At 35.1% G+C, this 25654-nt stretch carries 14 protein-coding genes; 5 read left to right on the top strand and 9 right to left on the bottom strand.

Features of this window, described 5'->3' with window-relative positions; translation table 11 throughout:
• Nucleotides 1-73: 73 nt before the first annotated feature.
• The 9 genes from RN605_RS11695 to RN605_RS11735 all read right to left on the bottom strand — a co-directional run bounded on the left by RN605_RS11695 (nt 74) and on the right by RN605_RS11735 (nt 13875).
• Nucleotides 74-1285, bottom strand: coding sequence for a BaiN/RdsA family NAD(P)/FAD-dependent oxidoreductase (locus RN605_RS11695; RefSeq protein WP_313324989.1), 1212 nt, complete (start codon nt 1283-1285; stop codon nt 74-76).
• A 24-nt stretch (nt 1286-1309) separates the two neighbouring features.
• The gene (locus RN605_RS11700) at nt 1310-1987 is read right to left on the bottom strand and encodes a glycerophosphodiester phosphodiesterase (protein WP_313324991.1); all 678 of its coding nucleotides are present in this window, start codon (nt 1985-1987) and stop codon (nt 1310-1312) included.
• A 3-nt stretch (nt 1988-1990) separates the two neighbouring features.
• Nucleotides 1991-3646 (bottom strand): alpha-amylase family glycosyl hydrolase, encoded by a 1656-nt coding sequence (locus RN605_RS11705; RefSeq protein WP_313324993.1) that lies wholly within the window; start codon nt 3644-3646, stop codon nt 1991-1993.
• Nucleotide 3647: 1 nt separating this feature from the next.
• Nucleotides 3648-6140 (bottom strand): TIM-barrel domain-containing protein, encoded by a 2493-nt coding sequence (locus RN605_RS11710; protein ID WP_313324995.1) that lies wholly within the window; start codon nt 6138-6140, stop codon nt 3648-3650.
• A 4-nt stretch (nt 6141-6144) separates the two neighbouring features.
• Nucleotides 6145-7971 carry a glycoside hydrolase family 13 protein gene (locus RN605_RS11715; protein ID WP_313324998.1) on the bottom strand — a complete coding sequence of 609 codons (1827 nt, stop codon included), beginning with the start codon at nt 7969-7971 and terminating at the stop codon, nt 6145-6147.
• 58 nt (nt 7972-8029) lie between these two features.
• On the bottom strand, nt 8030-10333 hold the full coding sequence (locus RN605_RS11720; RefSeq protein ID WP_313325000.1) for a glycoside hydrolase family 65 protein: 2304 nt from the start codon (nt 10331-10333) through the stop codon (nt 8030-8032).
• A 72-nt stretch (nt 10334-10405) separates the two neighbouring features.
• On the bottom strand, nt 10406-11059 hold the full coding sequence (gene pgmB, locus RN605_RS11725) for a beta-phosphoglucomutase (RefSeq protein WP_313325002.1): 654 nt from the start codon (nt 11057-11059) through the stop codon (nt 10406-10408).
• Nucleotides 11052-12581, bottom strand: a complete 1530-nt coding sequence (locus RN605_RS11730; protein WP_313325005.1) for an MFS transporter — start codon at nt 12579-12581, stop codon at nt 11052-11054. The genes pgmB and RN605_RS11730 overlap by 8 nt, the downstream gene beginning before the upstream one ends.
• Before the next feature lie 274 nt (nt 12582-12855).
• Nucleotides 12856-13875, bottom strand: coding sequence for a LacI family DNA-binding transcriptional regulator (locus tag RN605_RS11735; protein ID WP_313325006.1), 1020 nt, complete (start codon nt 13873-13875; stop codon nt 12856-12858).
• A gap of 225 nt (nt 13876-14100) precedes the next feature.
• On the opposite strand from RN605_RS11735, the gene RN605_RS11740 reads away from it, so the two are divergent.
• The 5 genes from RN605_RS11740 (at nt 14101) to RN605_RS11760 (ending at nt 25629) form a co-directional block, all read left to right on the top strand.
• Nucleotides 14101-17190: a SusC/RagA family TonB-linked outer membrane protein gene (locus tag RN605_RS11740; RefSeq protein WP_313325008.1), complete on the top strand. Its 3090-nt coding sequence runs from the start codon at nt 14101-14103 to the stop codon at nt 17188-17190.
• A gap of 20 nt (nt 17191-17210) precedes the next feature.
• On the top strand, nt 17211-18749 hold the full coding sequence (locus RN605_RS11745; RefSeq protein WP_313325010.1) for a RagB/SusD family nutrient uptake outer membrane protein: 1539 nt from the start codon (nt 17211-17213) through the stop codon (nt 18747-18749).
• Between the two features lie 17 nt (nt 18750-18766).
• Nucleotides 18767-19849 carry a SusE domain-containing protein gene (locus tag RN605_RS11750; protein WP_313325012.1) on the top strand — a complete coding sequence of 361 codons (1083 nt, stop codon included), beginning with the start codon at nt 18767-18769 and terminating at the stop codon, nt 19847-19849.
• Between the two features lie 53 nt (nt 19850-19902).
• Nucleotides 19903-22761: an alpha-amylase family glycosyl hydrolase gene (locus RN605_RS11755; protein ID WP_313325013.1), complete on the top strand. Its 2859-nt coding sequence runs from the start codon at nt 19903-19905 to the stop codon at nt 22759-22761.
• A gap of 111 nt (nt 22762-22872) precedes the next feature.
• Nucleotides 22873-25629 (top strand): AsmA family protein, encoded by a 2757-nt coding sequence (locus RN605_RS11760; RefSeq protein WP_313325015.1) that lies wholly within the window; start codon nt 22873-22875, stop codon nt 25627-25629.
• Nucleotides 25630-25654: the final 25 nt, after the last annotated feature.

The following is a 25654-nucleotide window of genomic DNA, read 5'->3' on the forward strand; positions in this document are numbered from 1 at the left end:
TTCTGACAAATCAAATATAATTGATTTATAGATATGTAGATAAAAAAGTGATGCTTTTTTTGTAATGAAAATATTAGCCCAATGAATTCGCCACTATGTAGCCACTCGTCCAAGCATTTTGAAAATTAAAACCTCCTGTAATGGCATCAATGTTTACAATTTCGCCAGCAAAAAATAATCCTTCATGCAGCTTGCTTTCCATGGTTTTAAAATTGATTTCTTTAAGGTCAATGCCTCCAGCGGTAACAAATTCTTCCTTAAAAGTACTTTTGCCATTCACCTGAAACTCGCCAGTAGTGAGTTGGTTAGCCAGTTGGTGTAATTGATTTTTTGAAAGGTCAGCCCATTTGGTTTCCTCTGATATACCTGCGGCTAAAACTAGGCTTTCCCACAAACGATTGGGCATATCAAACGGCGATTTTTTTGATATTACTTTCTTGGCATGCTCCAGTTTGAGCTCTTTCAATTGGTCTATGGCTTCCTCGGTAGTAGTATCGGGCAACCAGTTGACCAAGATGGCAAACTGATAGTTTTTCTCTGCCAAAAGAATAGCACCCCAAGCCGAAAGACGCAGTATTCCTGGTCCCGACATTCCCCAGTGGGTTATCAGTAATGGTCCTGTGGCTTCGAGTTTGCTGTTTTTAACCTTTACTTGTGCCAAACTGGATAATCCCATTAAGTCTTTGATGCGTTTGTCTTTTATATTAAAGGTAAATAATGATGGTACTGGCGGAACAATGCTGTGACCAAGATTTTGAAGCATGTCCCAAACTTTTGGGTTACTGCCCGTAGTCATTACCAAGCGTTGACAAGAATAACTCTCATGATTGGTTTCTACTTTCCAATAGCCGTCACCTTTGTAAACAGATTGCACGCTCTGCGAAGTCAATACATCGATACCCAACTTTTGTGTAGCCGATAAAAAACAGTCAATAATAGTTTGCGAACTATCCGAAACGGGAAACATCCTGCCGTCGTCTTCAATTTTCAGCTCTACACAGTGTTTTTCAAACCACTCAATGGTATCGCCACTACAAAATTGATGAAAAGGACCGCGCAACTCTTTTTCACCACGCGGATAAAATTTTACCAATTCATTAGGTACAAAACACGCATGCGTAACATTGCATCGTCCACCACCTGATATTCTCACTTTCTCCAATACATTTTTGCCACGCTCAAGGATAGCGACATTCAGTTGTGGATTTTTTTCCACAAGATTAATGGCTGTAAAAAATCCAGCTGCGCCACCACCAATAACAAGAATGTCGTATTTAGAAATCATTTATCTACATAGAATTTTAACCCATCACACTCTCTCTGGATAATCCGAAATGATGCCATCAACAGCTAGTGATTTGACAAAGGTAATATCTTCGGGTTCATTTACCGTCCAAGGGAATATTTTAAATTGATTTTCTCTCATTTTGGCAACCGTTTCGGTAGTCAGCAAATGATAATAAGGATGAATGGCAACAGCTTTAGAAAACTTGGCAAAGCCAATGGCCAAATCAATATCGGTTGCGGTCAAGACGCCAATTGGGATGTTTGGATTCAATTGATGCACTTCTTCCAGCGCCAACCAATCAAAGCTGGAAAGGATAAAATCGGTAGGTTGCCATCCTTTTTCACCTATATAAGTAGCCAAGATATCCAAAGTGCCTTTTGCGGTGTTGGCACCTTTGAGTTCTATATTCACTACACATTTTCGATGGATTAAATCCAGAACTTCGGTTAAAGTAGGCACTTGATGTTCAACTTCTATAGACACCATTTTGAGTTGCGAAAGCGTTAAATCGGTTACTTTTCCACTGCCCGAAGTCGTTCGGTCTAGGGTTTCATCGTGAAGGACAATAATTTCTCCCGAAGCACATCGATGCACGTCGAGTTCAATCATGTCAACGCCTAGGTCGAGCGCTTTTTGGAACGAAGCCAAGGTATTTTCGGCTACATGACCTTTTGCACCACGATGTCCAATGCGTAACATAGCTTATAGTTTTTCTAAAAGAAGAATATCAAAATCAGTATCAATAGTAACCTTTCCGTCATTAACCACAGCAGTTTTTCCAGAATAAGCATCACGAACTTTTACGCCATTGGCAAATGCTTTCCCTGTCGTAATAACTTTATTTCCTTTAGATAATTCAAGTCCAACGACTACTTTATCGGTAAAATTATTTTTAGAATACGTTCTACTAAATACATAAGGCGATGACGAAATCAACTCATGAACTCCACCGCCAACCGCAGGATGATTTTTTCTAAAATTCCCTAGTTTAGACCAATGTGCCAGCACTTCTTTGGTTACTAAATTATTCTGAACGGCATCCCAGTTCATGAACGAACGCAAAGTAGCATCGCCTTCGGTGCCTGGAATGTCTAAACTGCGCGCACTTTCATCGCCATAATATACCTGAGATATTCCTGGTGCCAAAAGCAGCTTGGTGCCACTTTCTATAGGCTTTTCGCGTTTTTTATCATAAGGATATCCATCATCATGCGACGAAACATAGTTCATCACACTATATCCTTTTAAATCATTGTGCAAAATATCATTGTATTTAGAAAACAACGCTTCATACTTCATCTTGGCTTCGTTTCTAAAATCGAAGTTGATTAAAGCATTAAATCCGTTGGCAAAATAATCTACTTTTCGGTCGCCAAAGTCATAGAATCTTTTGCCTCCAATATTGTATCCATAAACTTCACCCACCGTAAAAAAAGAATTGGAATCTAATGCTTTACCAGGATTGGCCATTTTATATTCCTCAAACGTAAGGTTGCATACCTTCTGGAAATCTTCCCAAACATTTTCATAGGTATGTTTTACCGTGTCGGCTCTGTAACCGTCAATGCCATAATCGGTGATATAATCGGCAAGCCATTTCATGATGTAATAACGTGGTGCTCTTGGATAACCTGTCTTTGCAAAAAACGCATCCAATTCGGCTACTTCTTGTTCATACCTTCCTTCGGCTTTCCATTTATCTACTAACATTGGCGGAAGTTCAACAGCTTCGTCACTTTCGGTTTTTACATCAGGAAGATTTTCTACCAAAGTACAATTAATATAGGTGTCATATGACTGATAGGTACACTTCGGACTCGTGCGCACCCAATCCGATGGGTACACAGGATCTAAATCAGTAACCGGACCAGTATGATTAATCACCGCATCCAGCAGTATGCGAATGCCTCTTTTGTGCGCCTTGTCTACCAGTTCTTTCAGGTCGGCAGACGTTCCATAACTTGGGTCTATAGCCGTCCAGTCTTTGGTCCAATAGCCATGAAACCCATAGGTGTTTCCAGTGCCTTCATCTACACAACCGTGAATTTGCTCTACTACCGGAGTAATCCAAATGGCAGTGATGCCCAACTTATCGAAGTAACCTTCATCAATTTTTTGGATTACACCACGCAGGTCGCCACCTTCAAAATCGCGGAGTTTACCTGTTGGCTGATTGCGGTTGATGATTTTATCATTGTTAGGATTACCATTCTTGAACCTATCGATTAAAAGGAAATACACATTGGCATTTTCCCATACGAAAGGTGCTTTGGTTTCCGATTTTTTGGCAACGGTTTGTTGAGTTGAGCAGTTCGCCAATAGCAACGAAGCCACGGCAAGAAGCAGTATTTTTTTCATCTTAAAATTCTAAATTAATTTCGGGTGCTGTATTTTTTGTCCAAGTAACAGGAATGTTTACGCCGTTATTTGTGCTACTAAAGTTAACTTTTTTTCCGTTAACCGTAACCTTTTTTGGGTTACAATTATGAATTTTCAGGTTCACTGTTTTATCAGTAGCGGCATAATTTTTCCCAATTTCGTTACTGAATTTGATAGTGGTATTTTTTGGGTTGGATGCAGCCGTAAAGCGCATGAGTTCATAGCTTCCATTGGCAATAGTATTCGGAGTGCTGCCGTCGTCGTTGAATAATTGTCCCGAAGAATTGGCCACACTAGCATCAAAATAGTAGTGCAAATCAAATTGATTCACATTATAATTAGTAGTATTCTGAATCGTTTTAATCATCGGGATGAAGCTACCGCCACGAACATAGGTTGGGATGGCTAACTCTGATACACTAACGGTTTGGGTTGTGCCAGCATCGTATTTTTTATCAGTATAAAAGTCATACCAGTTCGACGATTTCGGGAAATACACCTCACAACTGCTCACACCTGCGTGTGTAATCGGTTTAATCAAGAAGTCGTTGCCCCACAGGTAGCTTTCCTTTTCGGTTAATAGTCTTTCGTTCGTTGGTTCTTCAAAAAATAGTGGACGCATCAATGGTTTACCCGAAGTACTGTTTTCATACGCTAGCGTATAATTATAAGGCATCAATTGGTATCGTAATTCGACCGATTTTTTGGCTTTGGCTTTGGTAACTATATCTTTTCGAGCCACTTCCGAAGCTACATCTTCCTGTGCATGCGGTCTGAAGATGGGATTGAATACTCCGTATTGTAGCCAACGCAAGTATAATTCGTTATCAAAATAGTCGCCTGCAAATCCACCCAAATCGCTGTGCATATATGCCATTCCTTGCATTCCCATCTGCATGGCAATTTCCATTTGCGATTGTAATCCACCCCAAGTACGATTTACGTCGCCACTCCACGGCATCATTCCATATCGTTGACTGCCCGAATATCCTGCTCTCATCAAGATAAACGGTCGCTGATTAGGGAAATCTTTTTGGTAACCATCGGCAATCAGTTTTGCCCAATTATGACCATAAATGTTATGCACTTCATCTGCCTTTCCACCCGCTGTAATTACTCGCGACGGGAAGACTTCCGGTTCACCAAGGTCGCCCCACATGCCGCTAACACCTTGGTTAATTAGCTTTTTATATATCGTCCAAAACCACTCTTTTCCTTGCGGTTTGAAGATGTCTACAATGCCGGTGTTTCCAAAATAAAACTCCCATGTGGCAGGATTGCCGTCTTTATCGGTAGCCAAAAGCTTCTTTTCGGCGGTTTCTTTCCACTTGCTCGAAGTAGTTAAAATAAATGGTTCGGTGATGACTACAGTTTTTACGCCTTTGTCCTTTAGTTTTGCCATCATTTCTTCTGGTTTAGGGAAGTTGTCCTTGTCCCATTCGAGGTTACCCATAGTGTTTTTAACGGTCTTCCCAAACCAGTAGAGGTCAAGAATTATAGCATCAACAGGTATCGAATCTTTTTGGAACTTATCGATTGTATTTTCAACTTCTTCCTGTGTATGATAACCAAAACGTGACGAAAAATTACCCAAAGACCATCGCGGAGGCAAGGGTTGTTTTCCGGTCATATCAGTATAATTCTGGATGAGGTTTTCCCACGAACTACCAACAATTACCTGATACGTCTTTCTGCCCGAAATCGTTTCGTAGGTAATGGTGTTCTCCTTTTTGCTGTCTAAATCGAGGTAGCCAATGGCAGGATTATCAAAGTGGATGGCATACATTTTTGACGACATCACCAAAGGAATACAGAAGTTCATTAATTCGGCTCGGGTTTCATACCCATAATGTGCACGGTTGTATAATTGCAAACGGTTACCACGACGGTTCATCCCCAAAGCCCTTGCGCCACCGCCATAAAGCATTTCATCTTTAGAGATGTTAAAATTAATGGTCTCGGTAGAGTCGTTTACCTTGGTATAGCCTTGTTTTTCGGAGAAAAGAATGCCTCGGTCGGTAGCATAGGTTATCTGAAAAGGATTTTTAGTAATGGTAACGGTCGCAGTACCCGTATAAATGGTTAATTCACTATTGGTAGCGACTAACTTAGACGCATAAAAACTTTTTTTAGGATAGATGACTGCCGAACTAAGGGCATAATTATTTTTTTCTGGGCTTCCTACTGCCGTACTATGCCCATAATTTTTTATTTTAGTGTCTCCACCGGCAGTGTTTTCGGCATATTTAGTTTTTTTTGGGTCTGCTGCGGTAGGAGCAGGGTTATTTGCATCAGAATTGGGATAAAAGGAAGTTTCTATGGTATTTTCGTTATACGATTTTATGCTATAAACACCATCATTAACCTTGATTTCCAATACATTATCTTTCCATGTATGCGATAAATATTTTCTGTTTTCATTTTGAGCAAATGAAAGTGTGGTTACCAGAAATAAAAAAAGAATTTTTTTCATAGTTTTAGTTTAATTCAAGAATCAACGATGATTTTGCCTCTATAGAAATGTCATTTTGCAGGTTAAAAGTTTCTCCCGAAAGGACGTCTTTGCCGCTTTTATAATTCAAAATATTTTCTTTAAATCGGCTCGTTTTGAAGGTTTGCTTCTCTGTAGAATTATTAACAACCACCATCACGCTTTCGTTTTCATTGTATCGAAAATAAACATACACATTGTTCTCGGGCACATAATGCGTGGTTTTACCCGAATGAATCACCTGCTTGTTCTTGCGCCAATTTAATAATTGCGCCGTAAAATCATGGTAGGCTTTCTGTTCCGAAGTTCTGCCGGCATCGGTAAAGGCGTTGTTGCTATCGCCATTCCATCCGCCAGGAAAATCGTGTCGAATGTCGGCATCGCCATTGTCTTTATTACCTTTCATACCAATCTCGGAGCCATAATATACCTGCGGAATGCCTCGAACGGTTGCAAGAATGGTCATCGCCATTTTATATTTTCGGATGTCATTATACAGATGATTGAAACGCTGCGTATCATGGTTCTCTATAAAGGTCAGGATGCTGTTTGGGTTTGGATACAAAAAGTCGTTCACAAAGTTGTCATACACTTTGATTATTCCTTTATCCCATTGGGCTTTGTCTTCATTAAAAACGGTCCCGAAAGCATCGTGTAACGTAAAGTCCATTACCGATGGCAAATGTGAATTATAGCTTTCAATCGCACCAATCTTGCTGTCTTTCTGCCAATAAGCCATTTGTGCTTGGTCGTGCATCCAAACTTCGCCCACTATGTTGAAGTTAGGATATTCATCCGTGATGGCTTTTGTCCATTGGGCGATGCCTGTTTTGTCATTATAGGAATAGGTATCTACACGGAAACCATCTAAATCTGCATATTCTATCCACCAGATGGCATTCTGTGTTAAATACTGCAACACCAACGGATTCGATTGATTTAAATCGGGCATCGACTTCACGAACCAGCCATCCATACATTTTTCAGCATCAATCTGCGAGGCATTGGTATCAAATTGTGTGGTCATTCTATAATTCGACTGCGAGTAACCCGGAAATTGATGAATCCAATCGTAAGTAGGCAGGTCTTTGTACATCCAATGTTGCCAACCCCAATGGTTCGTTACATAGTCCATGATATTTTTCATGCCGCGTTTGTGCAACTCCTGACTCATTCGCACATAATCTTCGTTAGTGCCATAGCGCGGGTCAATTCTGTACACATCCGACTGCCCATAACCATGATACGAATGTCTTTCGTCGTTATCTTCGCAAAGCGGCGTAGGCCAAACCGCAGTGACGCCTAAATTTTTTAGATAGTCAAGGTTTTTAATTATTCCTTCGATGTCGCCGCCATGTCTGCCACCCGGTTCCGACCGATTTCCTTTTTCTTGGGTGTCGTTAGAACTATCGTTATTTGGGTTACCGTTGGCAAATCTATCGGGCATCAAAAGATAAATCACATCCGAGCTGTCGTAGCTTTTTCTGAATTTAGATTGTGGTTTTCTTGGTCTTATTTCAAAGTTTTTAGCAAACGATTTCTTCCCGTTTTGGAAGGTAAAAACTAATTGTTGAGCAGAAATATTTTTAGTGTCAATAGTAACGAAAAGGTAATTAGGATTTTCCGTTTTTCTGACGTCAGTAATCACTACGCCATTAGAAACCGACACTTTGTTTTGGGCAATATTTTTGCCATAGAACATAACTTGCACCTGATTGAGGTTCATATCAGCCCACCAATTAGGCGGTTCCATTCGGTCTATTTGAGCAAAAGAAAATGTAGAAGCAAGAAGCAGTAGGAGTATTTTTTTCATTTTTTTAAAAATAAAAAACCCTTTCAGATTTGACTCCGAAAGGGTTTGTTTGTAAATATTAAACCGTAACCAAACTGTTCGGCTCAACCAAAACTTCTTTGCCATTAACAAAGACAGTGATTGCATTTTTGCCTTCAAGGCTGAAATTAGTTTCAGAGTGGCTTACAGAAACTTTTAGGATTTGGTTTCTAAAGTTAATCTTAAAGGAATAACCTTTCCATTCGTTAGGGATTTTAGGTTCAAAGTGTAGTGTGTCATTTTTTACACGCATTCCACCAAAACCTTCCACAATACTCATCCAAGTACCCGCCATGGAAGTAATGTGAAGACCTTCTTCGACCTCTTTATTATAGTCGTCTAAATCTAGACGCGATGTGCGTAAATAAAAGGTATATGCTTGTTCCATTCTACCCAAAACTGCCGCCTGAATAGAATGTACGCAAGGCGATAGAGAACTTTCATGAACCGTAAATGGTTCGTAGAAATCAAAATGTTTCTCTAATTGTTCTTTATTAAAATGGTCTTCGAAGAAGTAGAATCCTTGTAGAGTATCTGCTTGCTTGATGTAAGGCGAACGAAGTATTCTATCCCACGACCACTTTTGGTTGATAGGTCGCTGAGCTTTATCTAAATCGTGAACTTTGACTAGTTCTTTATCTAGGAAACCATCTTGTTGTAAATACACTCCGTGTTCTTCTGAATATGGGAAATACATATTGTCTGCAACGGCTTTCCAATGTGCAATTTCGGCATTGTCGAGATTTACTTTGCTCATTACTCTAGCATAATCTGCTGAGAATTCTTTTTGAACCTTGTTGATTTGTTCTATGGCATAATCGATACACCATTTGGCTAAATAGTTGGTGTACCAGTTGTTGTTTACGTTGTTTTCATATTCGTTTGGACCCGTAACCCCAAGAATTACATACTGATTACGATAGGTTGAAAACGTAGCACGTTGTTGCCAAAAACGAGCAATGCCTATCAATACCTCTAGACCTTTTTCAGGGATATAACTATAATCTCCAGTAAAGCGATAGTAGTTGAAAATAGCAAAAGCAATGGCTCCGTTTCTATGAATTTCTTCAAAAGTGATTTCCCATTCGTTGTGGCATTCTTCACCGTTCATAGTAACCATTGGGTACAAAGCTGCGCCATTTTTGAAGCCTAGTTTGGCAGCATTTTCGATGGCTTTTTCTAAATGATTGTATCGATACGCTAATAGATTTCGGGCAACTTCTTGGTCTTTGGTCGCCATATAGAACGGAATACAATAGGCTTCAGTATCCCAATAAGTTGAGCCACCATATTTTTCGCCGGTGAAACCTTTTGGACCAATATTTAAGCGAGAATCTTTACCTAAATAGGTTTGATTTAATTGGAAAATATTAAAACGAATACCTTGTTGTGCTTTGACATCGCCGTCAATGGTAATATCACTCATTTCCCAAATCTTAGCCCAAGCAAGTTTTTGATTTTCAAGTAAAGTGTTATAATCTTCAGCTAGTGCTTTTTCAATTACTTTTTCGGCAGCAATTGTAGTATCATCGTGATTCATTGAAACCGTATATCCACCATATTTTTGAATAGTTGACGATTGATTTTTAGCTGCTTTTACTTCGTAAGTAAAGGTGATTTTATCACCAGTTGTATCCTTATCAACGGGAGAAATTGATAATTCTTCATTATTTAGCAAAAGAACATTATGCATAAATACAGTTGCTAAAAAATTAGTTTTATGGGTTTTAGCTGTTACAAATGCTTCGTTTCCAGTGTTTTTTATATCTAAAGTTTCCCAGAAACGTTCTTCCCAATTGGCATCTTCGTTATGAACACCAGCATCTAAATATGGTTTGTAAATTATAGTTACATCTTTATTTAAAGGAGTAATTTCATAATTGATAACACCTAATTCATCTATATCCAAAGAAAGGAAACGGGTAACTTTTACGGCAACTTCAACATCGTTTTGCAAGATTGCTTCAAAAGAACGGTAATAAATACCTTCTTTCATATTTAGCTCACGACGGAAGTTTTTAACCGCTTTACATTTAGCTAGGTCAAAATTTTCTCCGTTGATTTCTATGTCAATTCCAATCCAGTTTGGTGCATTTAATACTTTAGCAAAATACTTAGGATAACCGTTTTTCCACCAACCTACTTTAGTTTTGTCTGGATAATAAATTCCTGCAATATAACTACCTTGAAATGTTTTGCCAGAATAATGCTCTTCAAAGTTGGCACGTTGACCCATTGCTCCATTTCCGATGCTGAATAAACTCTCAGATGATTTTACTCTTTCAGCATCAAATCCTTCTTCTATAATTGACCAATTGTCAGGTTTAATATAATCTTGGTTCATTTTTTATGATTTGAAAGTGTAGCGATTAAAAAATGAAATAATTGCTAAAACTTTGTTTTTGTTATTTGTTTATTAATTGATTAAAGCATCTATAAAATCAAAGTCTATGAATGTAAAGTCTTCAAAATTATATTGTGCTTCATGTAAAATAATTGCATCTCCAATTCCAATACTTGTCATGTTTGCAATGTTTGCAGCCTGAATTCCCGCTACTGAATCTTCGAAAACAATAGCGTTTTCATTTGTAGTGTTAAGTAATTTTGCTGCTCTGAGGAAAACTTCAGGATCAGGTTTTGCATTAGAAACATCATTCCCATCAACGATAGCATCGAATAATGGAAGAATTCCAGTTTTTTCTAAAATAGGTCGGGCATTTTTGCTTGCAGAACCTAATGCAATAAGTTGGTTTTTGTCTTTTAAATATTTTAAGATAGGCAAAACACCAGGCAATATTTCACTTTCATCTATATCTACCAAATAAGATAGATAATCTTCGTTTTTTTGAATTAGCCATTTGTTTTTGTCTTCTTGTGAAGCATCAACGCCACCAAGTTCTAAAATAATGTCCAATGAACGAACACGACTAACACCTTTTAATTCTTCGTTGTGTTCAGGAGTGAATTCGATTCCGAGTTCTTGGGCCAATTTTTGCCAAGCTAAAAAATGATATTTAGCTGTGTCAACAATAACGCCGTCAAGGTCGAATATGAATGCTTTTTTATTCATTTATTTCAATATTTGATTTATCATTAATGGTTAGCGAAATTACTCCAGCTAAAATCATGGAACCACCACCAATAAATAGCGCATAGATTGGTTCGCTATTAAAGAATTTAGATACTAAAAACCCTAAGATTGAAGCTGCAACTAATTGAGGAATTACAATAAAAAAATTGAATACTCCCATGTAATATCCCATTTTGCTTGACGGAAGCGATCCAGAAAGCATTGCATAAGGAATAGATAAAATACTCGCCCAAGCAATTCCAACCCCAATCATTGGTAACCATTCCATTGTGAAAACGGTTGGTTCATTGATGAAATAGATAGAAATAAGGCCTAATCCACCGCAAGTTAGTGCTACAAAGTGTGTAAACTTTCTGCTTGTATATTTTGCTAAAAGAGGCAAAAGAAATGCTGCAATTGCTGCAATTAGATTGTAGTTAGCAAACATTTCGCCTACTTGATTAGCACCAATATTGTAAGCTTCAGAAGTAGTATCTGTCGTTTTGTAAATGTGTTGTGTTACAGCTAGTGTAGTGTAAATCCACATTGAGAAAAGAGCAAACCAAGAGAAAAATTGTACCCAAGCTAATTGCTTCATCATTTTTGGCATGAACTGAAAATCATTCATAATTGTAACAAAACCATTTTCTGTTTTGTTGTTTTTTTGCATTAAGCCTGAAAATAATAAAGCTAATCCGCCAAGGCCAATTAGTCCTAATGATAAAACGTATAAATCTTTTTTCAAATCATAATGATAAATGGAAAATGAAAATAAACCGCTTATTATTAGAAACAGTAATCCTTTTGCTAAATGTGAATTACCATTTTTGATAAACCATTCTGCAGAACGTGTTTCTTTTTTGTAAGTGGTTTTTTTGTGTGCTTCAAAGGCTTCTAATTCTTCAGGAGAGTATTCTTTTGAGGTTATGACAGTCCATAATACTGTTACAATAAAAGCAACACCGCCTAGATAAAAAGAATACTTAACCGAATCGGGAATTATTCCTAAAGGTGCTGTGTTAGAAACTCCAAAATGCGTAAATATTAATGGAAGTTTTGATGCAAAATAGGCACCAATTCCGATGAAAAAACTCTGCATTGCAAACCCTGAAGTTCTTTGAGAATCAGGTAAATTGTCTCCAACAAATGCTCTAAAAGGTTCCATTGAAATATTAATCGAAGCATCCATAATCCATAGCATTCCTGCGGCAAACCACAAAAAGGGTGAATTAGGCATAATAAATAAGGCAGTAGAAGCGAGTATTGCGCCAACTAAAAAATAAGGTTTTCTTCTACCTAATTTGGTCCATGTTCTGTCTGAAAGGTAACCAATAATTGGCTGTACAATTAATCCTGTTAGAGGAGCAGCAACCCATAGAATTGGAATGTCATCAATGTCTGCGCCAAGAGTTTGAAATATTCGACTAACATTTGAGTTTTGAAGAGCAAAACCCATTTGGATCCCTAGAAACCCGAAACTCATATTCCAGATTTGCCAGAAACCTAATTTACGCTTTTCCATTATCGTAATTTAATGATTTATAATACGATAAGTTTGATTTATCAAAACTTATCAAAATTTTCGAAGTAAAGTATAAGCTTTGATTTTGTAAAGATAGAAAAGTTTTTCTATACGAAAACGAAATTATTTTATTCAAAAGTGAATTATTAAGCGAAAACGTTTTCTTGTTGATAAATTTTAAGATTCAACGTTAAATAAACTAAGGGTATACTAACCTTTAATGAACTTAAAATGAATTAGGAATAGACTAAAAAGGAAAGATTGCTTATTAGTTTTATTTGGTTGATTCTCTTTCTACTAACTCAGTCTCGATGACTTCTGTTCTGTATTTTTCATCTTCTTCATCTTCTGCCTCAAGGCGTTCGATTAGCATTTGAGCAGCTTTTGCACCCATTTTTATTCCATTTTGACTTACAGTTGTAATGGTTGGCGAAGAATATTTTGAAATAATTCCATCGGTAAATCCTATGATTGAAATGTCTTGTGGTACTTTTAACCCAAGTTTATTAGCTTCTTTTATTGCTGTTACTGCAAATAGCTCGTTTACTGCAAAAATTGCATCTAGCTTATTTTGTGTTAACATATCTGCAATTTTATGCTCAAAATTTTCGGTATCTTCAATTTTTACAATTAAATCTTCATTGACTTTAATGTCGTTATTTTTTAAAGCTTTAATATAACCATCAGTTCTAAGTTTTCCAACGCTAACATAATCGACAGTTGTTAGTAAACCAATATTTTTGAATCCTTTATCTATTAAATATTGTGTAGCATTAAAAGCAGCCAATCCATCATCGATAATAACTTTGTCGCAAAGTATTTCATTAGTTATTCTATCGAACATGACAACTGGCATTCCTTGATTTATTACTTCAACTATATGGTGAAAGTCTTTCTTTTGTTGCGTTTCTTTAGATAATGACATAATAAAACCGTCAATACTTCCGCTTGCTAACATTTCCATGTTGATTACTTCTTTATCAAACGATTCGTCTGAAAGACAAACTAAAACATTGTATCCATTTTCATTTGCTACTTGTTCAACACCACTAATTACGGTTGCAAAAAAATGGTGAATAATTTCGGGAATTATAATGCAAATTGTCTTGGTTTTTTTGTTTTTTAGGCTAAGTGCAATATTATTTGGTTTGTAGTTGTAGAGTTTGGCAAATGCCTGAACTTTTTGTCTGGTGTCTTCGCTAATTTCGAGGCTATTTCTTAAAGATTTTGAAACAGTTGATATTGAAACATCTAATTCTTTGGCAATTTGTTTAAGAGTGACTTTTCTTCTCATTTTTTTGGTTTAGAATGCAAATTTGACAATAAAGATATATTTTTTTTTCACAGTCTTCATTTTTACGGCTAAAAATGTGTCTAATTGCGAAAGTTTTCAACACGAAAACGTTTTCGGCGGACTTTTAACATGTGTTTGAGTGGTAAAGTGTTATTTTTTAGTTAAATTTAACATTCGAACGTAAAGTATAAGCTCAAAAAACAAGTTTTAACCTAAACAAAATGTATGAAAACAATTTACAAAAAGTTGTTATTTTTATTCCTGATTTTACCATTTAGTGCTGCTTTTTCACAAAGTTCACTTAGTGGTACTGTTGTTGATGCGACAGCAAATCAACCTTTGCCAGGGGTAAATGTAATAGTTCAAAGTGCTAGTAATAGTACTACAACTGATTTTGATGGTAAATTCCAATTAAATGGATTAAAAAATGGCGATATTGTCGTTTTTTCTTATATTGGTTACCAATCAGAAACAATTAAATTTTCTGGACAGAAAGAAATTTTGGTCCAATTGAAAGAAGATTCAACTCAACTACAAGAAGTAGTAGTGCAAGTTGGATATGGTGCAGTCAGAAAAAAAGATGCGACTGGTTCAGTTTCTACAGTAACCGCTAAAGACTTTAATAAAGGAGCAATAGTGTCGGCAGACCAATTGTTGAATGGTAAAGTTGCTGGAGTTCGAATTACAAGTAATGGTGGTCAACCAGATTCTGCACCAAACATCAGAATTAGAGGTGGAGCTTCTCTTAACGCTAGTAATAGTCCTCTGATTGTAATTGATGGTGTTCCTTTAGATGTTGTAAACCCTGCAGGTGTACAAAATCCACTTTCATTAGTTAATCCTAATGATATAGAAACATTTACGGTTTTAAAAGACGCGAGTGCAACTGCTATTTATGGTTCTAGGGCTTCGAATGGAGTTATTATTATAACCACTAAAAAAGGAACAACAGGTGGTGTTCTATTTAATTACTCAGCTAGTGTAACTGCTGGAAAAGTTGGTAAGAAAATAGGTGTTATGAATTCTAGTCAATTTGTTAAATTTATTGAAGAGTTTCATCCAACCTATACTAATTTTTTAGGAGTAGATGACCCAAATACTGCAGTTACTGATGATTTGAATACACCAGGAGTTATTGAAGGTAGAATAATCAGTGATACGGACTGGCAAGATGAGATTTATAGAACCTCAATTTCAACTGATCATAATTTATCTGCAAGAGCTAACATATTTGGTGGAGTTCCATTCAGAGCTTCTATAGGATACAATAATACTCAAGGATTAGTAAAAACAAGTGACTACACAAGAACTACGGCTTCTCTTAAATTAACTCCAACATTTTGGAATGACCATTTAAAAGTTGATATTAATGCAAAAGGAATTCATGCTAGAAAAAATAATATAGATGAAGGCGGTGCATTAGGCGGTGCTATTGCAATGGATCCAACTAAACCAGTATATGATAATTCTGCGGATAATAGATTTGGAGGTTATTATCAAAATTTAACTCTGAACAATAACCGATATTTGTTAGATGGACAATGGAATCCAGTAGCAATATTGGAACAAAGAACAAGACCTGAGCGTGTTTACAGATTGTTAGGGAATGTTGAGTTTGATTATAAAATGCATTTTTTGCCAGAATTAAGATTTGTAAATAATCTTGGTTTAGATGCTTCTAGAGTCGTTATTTCTGAAAATTATTCTGACAATTCAATTGCTACCTACAGATTTAATTCTTTAGATAATAATCCAAACACAAATTATGTGTTTAACCCTGGAAGAAATTATTATGAAGCACAAAGAATTACTAATACTACTTGGGATTCTTATTTAATGTATGCTAAGTCATTAAATGGTTTTCTTAAAAAGTTTGATTTGCAAGCGGGTTATTCTTATCAGAATTTTAAAAATGATGGGCACAAAGATATTTATCAATATAATGTTGATTCAGGTTTAAGAGAATTACAAGTAAATCCTCTTAATCTAAATAACAGATATTATAATTTATTGAATCTTCAATCGTTTTTTGGAAGAACTAATATAGACTTAGCTAATAAATATTTGTTAACTGTTTCGTTCAGAACAGATGGTTCTTCATTATTCAGAAAAGAAAACAGATGGGGATATTTCCCAGCTGCTGCTTTAGCATGGAAATTAAAAGAAGAAAGTTTCTTAAGTAAAGTTTCTTCAGTTAATGATTTGAAAATTAGATTGGGTTGGGGTAAAACGGGACAGCAAAATATTATTGACATTGTAGGATATTATCCTTCAACTCCATTGTTTACTTTGGGAGGTTCAACAAGTCAGTATCTTTCGGGAATTAATCTTTATTCTGCGAATGCCTATAATCCAGATTTAACTTGGGAAAAAACTACAACATACAATGCTGGAATTGATTTTGACTTATTTAAAAATAGTTTTATAACAGGTTCGTTTGATATTTATAAAAGAAAAACGGATGATTTATTGGCTAATGTTCCACTTCCTCCAGGTCAAGGTTTAACTAGTAACTTTATTAAAAATGTTGGTTCAACAGAAAGTAAAGGTTTTGAGTTGAGTCTTAATGTTAATCCACTACAAACGGATAAAATGAACCTTAGCATTAATACTAATTTAGCTTATAATTATGCTAAAGTTACTGATTTAAATGGGTTAACACAATTAACTGCTGGAGGTGGTTTAGGTATTGGAACAGGGGTTGGTATTGGTTATCATGCTTTAGGATTCCAGCCTTATTCAGCTTGGGTATTTCAACAATTGTATGACCAAAATGGTGCGCCAATAGAAGGAGCTTTTGTTGATAGAAATGATGATGGTCAAATAACTAATGATGACCGATACTATAAAGCATTAAGACCTAACTGGACTTTTGGGTTCGGATTCACATTTAATTATGGGAACTGGGATTTAAGTTCAAGTTTTAGAGGCCAATTTGGAGGGCAAGTTTACAATCAAAGTAAAATGTCATTTGGTTGGGTTGATAAAGCATTACCTAATAACACAAATAGTTTGACTAACGTGTCGACATCAGCTGGTACATCAAATAACTACTTTCAAACCATACAGGGGAATACTCCTTATTCTGATTACTTCCTAGAAGATGCAACCTTTGTAAGATGTGAAAATATTGTTTTAGGATATAAATTCAATAAATTTATTAACTCATCCTCTTTAAGAGTATATGGTGCGTTGAATAATCCTTTTATTATAACTAAGTATACAGGACAAGATCCTGAAAACTTCAATTCAATAGATTCAAATTTATATCCTAGACCAAGGATGTACACGTTTGGGTTGAGTTTAGACTTTTAAAAAAAATAGATATGAAAGATATGAGAAAATTTAAAATTGCAAGTGTTGGGGTTTTGCTAATGAGCATATTCGCCTGTACTAGCGAATTAGACACTCAACCAAAAGTTGAAGTTTCGTTAGAACAGTTGTTAAACCAAGATCCAAATGCTATTGAAGGTATAATGTCAAAATTATATGGTTCATTTGCGCTTTCAGGACCGAACGGAGCTGGAAGTTCTGATATTACAGATGACCCAGGAGAATCTCCTTTTTTAAGAGGGATTATCAATCTTGAAGAATTTACTGCCGATGGGATGAAAAATCGTTGGGGAGATGATGGTTTAGATCAGCTAACAACGGCATCTAATTGGGATGAAAATAATAAATTCTTCAGATATTTGTACAACAGAGTTTACTATACAGTTCCTCAATGTAATAACTTGTTAGGAATCTTACCAAATATAAGTATTTCTAATCAAGAGCAAGTAGTTAGTGAAGTTAGGTTTTTACGCTCATTAGCATACTTTTATATGATTGACTGTTTCGGTAAAGGAGTACTTTTAACAGAAGCTAATAACGGACAAACTTCACCTGCACCACAAGTATCAAGGGAAGAATTGTTTAATTTTGTTGAGTCTGAATTATTAGCAATTGAAAATACTTTACCTCAAACAAATAGCTACGGTAGAGCAAACAAAGCTGTCGGAAGAATGTTGTTGGCAAAATTATATTTAAATGCTGAAGTATATACTGGAACACCTAGATATAATGAGGCATTAACATTTATTAAAAAAGTAATTGATGAAGGTGGATATTCTTTAGACCCAAACTTTGTACATGTTTTTTCAGGAGATAATAATACTTCAAGTGAAATTATTTATCCATTAATAGCTGACGCATTATCAAGTCAAAGTTTTGGTAACACAACTTACATTGTGAATGGAAGTATGGGTACAGAAACAATGAATATTGGAACCTTTGGATGTACAGAAGGCTGGAGTGGACACCGAGCAACAAAAGCGTGGTATAGTTTGTTTGGGGATTTAAACACTACTAATGACCAAAGAGCAAGTTTGTTTTGGACAACAGGGCATACTTATGAGATGACAGATTACAAGCAGTGGACAAATGGTTATCCGTCAACTAAATTCAGAAATTCTAATTTCAATTCATCATCTTCTCCAACACAATTTTCTGGAACAGATTTTCCGTTATTCAGATTGGCAGATGCCTATTTGATTTATGCAGAATGTGTTGTAAGAGGTGCTACAGGTGGCACAATGGCTGAGGCTACTAATTATGTTAATTTATTAAGACAAAGAGTAAATGCTGATGTTATTACACAAAGTCAGTTGACACTTGGTTTTATAATTGATGAAAGAGGAAGAGAATTGATGTTTGAAGGCCACAGAAGAACTGATTTAATTCGTTTTGGTAGATTTACAGGAGGAACTTACTTATGGCCATGGAAAGGTAATACTCTTAATGGAGCTGCAATTCCTAGTACATACAACCTCTTCCCAATACCATTAACTGCTTTACAAGCAAATCCAAATTTAACACAGAATCCAGGTTATTAATATAAAAGAAAATAAAGATGAAAAAAATATTAAAAATATCGAGTTTAGCATTTTTACTTATTGCGGGTGTTGCATGTGAAAATGATGACCAAAGAATCATTCAAGCTGAAGGCGGACCAGAATTAATTAGCCCAGCAATAGGGACTGAGTTTGTTTTAGCTCCTGAAAACGCTGCAAGTGAAGCTACTACTTTAGTTTGGAATCATGCAGATTATTCTCAACAGACAGCTGTAAATTATGACATTGAAGTTGCATTAGCAGGAACAGAATTTGCAACTATTGTTTCTGGAGGAAGTACAAACAACAGGTTTTATGTATGGTCGGTTGAAGCCTTAAATACAGTTGCTTTAGATGCGGGATTAACTCCATATACTGCAGGGGATTTAGACATAAGAGTTAAAGCATCTCTAGGAGCAAATGATGTATTAGAATCATATTCGAATACTATAACTATTACTGTTACTCCTTATACTACTGAAACTCCAAAATTATGGATGCCAGGAAGCTATCAATCAGACTCAGGTTATGGGAATAACTGGACACAATCAACAGCAGCTACATTGGCTTCTGAAGGGTTTGGGAACACTAATTTTGAAGGGTATGTTTATTTTGCATCTGCACAAGCTGCACCAAATGATGGATTTAAATTTACAGATGCACCAGATTGGAATAACGGAATTTATGGAGATGATGGTACTTTTTCAGGAACGCTAACATCTCCAGGTGATAATATTGGTGTTACCCCGGGTTATTATAGAGTTACTGCAAATACTACTGCATTAACTTATAATTTAACTCCAATGACATGGGCAATTATTGGTAACGCCACTGTAGGAGGTTGGTCAACAGATACACCTATGACTTATAATCCAACAACAAAAAAATGGTTTGTAATTACAACATTGTCAGCTCAAACAGCACCTACTGATGGTATGAAATTCAGAGCTAATGGTAGTTGGGATGTTAATTTAGGTGATTCTGGCGCAGATGGAACAATGGAGTATAGCGGAGATAACATTGGAACATCAGCAGGAACCTATTTGATAGAATTAGATTTATCAAACCCAAGACAGTATACCTATACTTTAACAGCTCAATAATTTTTTTTAAATAAAAGGGCTTTCCCTAAGGAAAGCCCTTTAAATTTCATGCTATGAGAAAACATTATTCAATTTTATTTTTTTTATTTTCAATTGTTACTTTTTCCCAAGTTACATGGCAAGGTGGTTCTAACCCAGATGCAACATCATCAGCGACAATTTTATTTGATAAAACTGGAACAGGATTGGCAACATATTCAGGGACAATTTATGCTCATACAGGTGTTACTTTAAATGGAACTCCATGGCAAAATGTTTTGGGATCATGGGGAAATAATTCAACCCAACCTGCTCTGACTTTAGTTTCAGGAAATATTTATAAATTAGATTTGACTCCGACTATAATGGGTTATTATGGAGTAAGTTCAGGTTCAATTACAAAAATAAATTTAGTTTTTCGAAATGCTGCAGGAAGTGCTCAAACTAGTGATTTAAGTTTAGATGTAGGAGCTTTTCAGTCTTCTCTTACTTTGCCTGCAGAGAACAGTAATACAATCATAAATAGTGGACAAAACTTAAATATTTCAGCAACAAATACTAACGGAAATGCAAATTATAATTTAATGGCTAATGGAGTCAGTATAAATGCTTCAACAGGTTCTTCTTTTAATTATACAGATGCAAACATTACTGTTAATAAATCATATGAATTAATAATCTCACAGGGAATAACTTCTTTTTCTAAAAAGTTTGCAGTAATTGTTAATGCTGGTACAGTTTCGCAGGCAATGCCTTCAGGATTAGAAGATGGAATTAATTATAATTCTTCGGATGATTCAAAAGCAACATTAGTTTTAACAGCACCAGGAAAAGATTTTGTCTATGTTGCTGGAAGTTTTAATAATTGGGTTCCTGGCTCAGAATATTTAATGAAAAGAGATCCATCAACCAATAAATTTTGGTTAGAGATTACAGGATTAACATCTGGAACAAATTACAGTTATCAATATTGGGTTGTTGATACAACTCCAACTACTAATTCTCCAGCAGTTGTAAAAACTGCTGATCCATATTCGACATTGGTTTTATCTCCATTTGATGATTCTGGAATATCTTCTAATACTTATCCAAATTTACCTGCTTATCCAAGTGGTCAGCAAAGAGAAGTCACCTTATTAAAAACAGGGCAGACTCCTTATAATTGGAGTAGTGCAACTACTAATTTTGTTAAACCTAACAAAGATAATTTGGTAGTTTACGAAGTTTTAATTAGAGATTTTGATTCTAATAGAAATTTCCAAGATTTAATTAATAAAATAGATTATTTCAAAAACTTGAATATTAATGCTATTGAATTAATGCCAGTAATGGAGTTTGAAGGGAATGAATCTTGGGGATACAACACTGCTTTTCATACGGCATTGGATAAGTTTTATGGAACTGAGGACAAGTTTAGAGAGTTTATTGACTTGTGTCATCAAAACGGAATTGCTGTAATATTAGATGTTGCTCTTAATCATGCTTTTGGTAGAAATCCAATGGTGAGAATGTGGATGAAAGATGCAGATGGCGATGGATGGGGTGATGCTGCTTCTGATAATCCTTATTTTAATGAATTTGCTAAGCATAGTTATGGAGTTGGGAATGATTTTAATCATAGTTCAGCTTATACTAAATATTACACAAAAAGAGTTATAAAACATTGGATTGAAGATTTTAAAATTGATGGATTCCGTTGGGATTTAACTAAAGGATTTACACAAGCATGTTCAGCAGGCGATGATAGTTGTACTAATGCTTATCAAGCAGATAGAGTAGCAGTTTTAAAAGAATATGCCGATTATTCATGGTCATTGGATCCAAATCATATCGCAATATTTGAACATTTAGGTTCAGATAACGAGGAGCAACAATGGGCTAATTACAGATTAAGTGAAACTCCAAGTAAAGGAATTTTAATGTGGGGTGAAATGTGGTCAAAATATGGAGCGTTAATGAAAGGTGGTTCAGATGATAAAGACATTACAAGAATGGGACATGTTTCTAGAGGCTTCACAGGTAAAAGATTAATTGGTTATCCAGAAAGTCACGATAAGGATAGAATGGTTTATGAAGGTGTTACTTTCGGAAATGGAGCAGGAGCTTATCCAGTAGGTGGAAATTTAACCAATGCAATCAAAAGAATGTCTGCTATTGGAGCTGTAAGCTTATTAATTCCTGGACCAAAAATGATTTGGCATTTTGGCGAATTGGGAATGGATGATTCTATTTTTACATGTAATAATGGTTCAGTTAACTCAGATTATGATGGCGGTAATCCACCAGGAGATTGTAAATTAGACACTAAGCCTCAACCACAATGGACTGAAAATTGGTTGGCAGATGTGAATAGAAGTACTGTATACAATAATTGGGCAAAAATGATTGCTTTGAAAAAAAACAATGCAGTTTTTAATGCTAATTATACTATAAGTGGGCAAGGCGGGACTAATAATACTGTAAGACAACGTGTTTATTTATACGGCGCTGCAGCGCCATTGTCAAACGTAGTTATATTAGCTAATTTTTCAGTAGCTGATCTGGCGATTACTGCTGATTTTCCATTTACAGGAACATGGTATAATTTAATGGATAATACTTCAATGAGTGTTACTAATACGGCAATGACTATTACAATTGAATCAGGTGGATTTAGGGTTTATGGTAACGGTCAAGCTTTGGGGTTGGAAGATTTCAATCCAATCAAGAGCTTGTCTTTAGTGCCTAATCCTGCAAATAATTATTTTACTTTGAGTGAACCAATAGAAAAAGCTGAAATTTATTCAATTACTGGACAGTTAGTAAAATCATTTATCAATGTAAACTCTGTTGAATATCAATTTAACATTGAAGATTTAAAATCAGGAGTTTATCTAGTAAAAGCATTTGATGCGAATACTCAATCAAAAACAATTAAATTAATTAAACGATAAGGTTAGAGTTAGTATTTATTTTGAGCAAGCTGCGTATTTTTTACGTGGCTTGTTTGTTTTATAAAATGTGTGAAAATCATTCAGTAAGAATAGTATATTTGCAAAATAATTATGGAGAAAAAAAAGAAACATATAATTTTCAGAATCCTGAAAGCAACAGGAATTTCATTTGCAATTCTTTTGTTGTTGATGTTTCTGTTGCCGATACTTTTTCCTGGTAAAATAGCGGAAGAAGTAAAAACATTTGCAAACAATAAACTCGAAGGTGAATTGGATTTTAAAGAGGCAAAACTTTCCTTTTTTGAACACTTTCCATCCTTAACCTTAACCTTGACTGATTTTTCATTAAAAGGCTCAGCACCTTATAAAAATGAGACATTACTGTCTGCTAAAGATGTTTCTTTTGGAATCAATCTTAAATCTTTAATTTTTGATAGTAAAATTACTATTGATAAAATATTTGTTTTTGATGCTAATGTAAATGTTTTGGTGAATGAAAAAGGGGAAGCTAATTACAATGTTTACAAATCTGAAACTACAACTACTGAAACCGATTCATCTACAACTTCATTACGATTAGATAAAATTGCAATTAAGAATACGCATTTGATTTATAACGATAAATCTGCAAAAATTTTAATTGATGCCAAAGGTTTTAATTATGTTGGTAAAGGAGATTTAAACGAAGCCATTTTTGATTTATATACTGAAGCTAAAATTGACTCTTTTGATTTTACTTATGATGGTGAACAATATTTGAAAAACAAAAAAGTAAATGCCGATTTGATTACTCAAATTAACACAAACTCTTTAGCATTTGTATTTCAGCAGAATAATTTGAAAATAAATCAATTGCCAGTTGAGTTCAAAGGAAAATTCAATTTCTTATCTAATGGTTATGACATGGATTTTGAGATAAAATCTGAGGATAGTTATTTAGAAGATTTTTTCACCGCTTTACCGCCACAATATGTTACATGGCTTGATAAAACAAAAGTAAAAGGAAAAACAGATTTGGCTTTAACTTTAAAAGGCAAATACATTGTTGCTCAAAACCTAAAACCTAATTTGGCATTTAATATGAAAATCCGAGATGGTTTTATAAATAATAATAAAGCGCCAATTCCGGTTTCAAATATTTTCTTGAATTTTGACACTAAATTGCCGCAACTTGACGCTGAAAAACTACAAGTAAATGTTGATTCTATTTTCTTTAATCTCAACAAAGATTATGTAAAAGCAATTATTAAATCAGAAGGTTTGTCGAAACCTTTGATTGATGCTCGAATTGAATCAAAAGTTGATTTGGCTCAACTTGACAGAGCTTTTGGGTTAGGAAATATGGATTTGAAAGGTAATTTGAATGCTACTATTCGTTCTAAAGGAATTTATGACAAAAAGCAAAACAAAATTCCGGTAACCAAAGGAACATTTAATCTAAAAAATGGGTATATCAAGACCGATTATTATCCAAATCCAATAACAAATATCAATGTTACAGCCAATATTTTAGATCAAAAAGGGAATTTGGATGACTTGAAAATTGACATCACACCTGCAAGTTTTGAATTTGAAGGAAAACCAATTTATGTTCATGCCAAACTTCAAAATTTCAATAATATTGCTTATGATATTAAGGCCAAAGGTGAATTAAATATTGGAAAAATTTACAAAGTTTTTTCTCAGAAAGGATTGGATTTAGAAGGAATTGTCAATGCAGATGTAACATTTAAAGGAACTCAAAATGATGCTGTTTCAGGGAATTATTCCAAACTTCAAAACAGTGGAACATTAAGTCTACAAAACATAAATACAACGACAGAATATTTACCAAAACCATTTATTATTCGTGAAGGATTGTTTAAATTCAATCAGGATAAAATGAATTTTGATAATTTCAAAGCTACTTATGGCGAATCTGATTTTGTTATGAATGGTGCTTTGCAAAATGTCATCGAATTTGTGTTGACCGATAAAGCCATTTTGAAAGGGCAATTTAATTTCAACTCCAATTACATAAACGTTGATGAGTTTATGTCTAAGCAAGAAGTAGAAAAAAGCACAGTTGATTCTACTACAACTGCAACTGGAGTAATCATCATTCCTTCTAATTTTGACTTACAGTTGAAAGCTAAAGCATCAAAAATTAATTTTGATGGATTAGCTATAAATAATTTGAATGGTGGTTTGAATATCAATAAAGGTCGATTAGAATTGAAAAATGCTAGTGTTGAAATTATTGATTGTAAAGTAAAAATGGATGCTGTTTATGGCAATCAAACTGATGAAAAAGCATTTTTTGACATGAAAGTAAATGCCAAAGACTTTGATGTAAAACGTGCTTATAACGAAATTAAATTGTTTCACGAAATTGTAACTGCTGCCGAAAGCGCTGAAGGAATTGTTTCGTTAGATTATAAGTTAGCAGGAATTTTAGACGGAAACATGATGCCAATTTTCCCTTCACTTCGTGGAAATGGGGTATTATCGGTTAGCAAAGTAAAAATGAAAGGATTTAAATTGATGAATGTCGTAAGCAGAAAAACTGGTAAAGAAGGAATTGCAAATCCTGACTTGAGCAAAGTAGACATTAAAACTTCAATTAAAAATAATATCATCACTATTGAACGATTTAAATTTAAAGTTGCCGGATTCAGGCCAAGAATTGAAGGAACAACAAGTTTTGACGGACAATTAAACATTAAAATGCGATTGGGTTTGCCTCCATTAGGCATTATTGGGATTCCAATAAAAGTTACCGGAACGCAAGACAACCCAAAAGTAAAACTAGGCAAACAAACCGAAGATTTACAAGAAACTGAATACGAAGGTGAAGTTCCAGAAGTTTTGAAAGAAGAAACAAATTAAAGAACTTAATTTTTAGTGTTAAATT

Origin of the sequence: Flavobacterium sp. PMTSA4, assembly GCF_032098525.1 — a bacterium.
Lineage (GTDB): Bacteria > Bacteroidota > Bacteroidia > Flavobacteriales > Flavobacteriaceae > Flavobacterium > Flavobacterium capsici.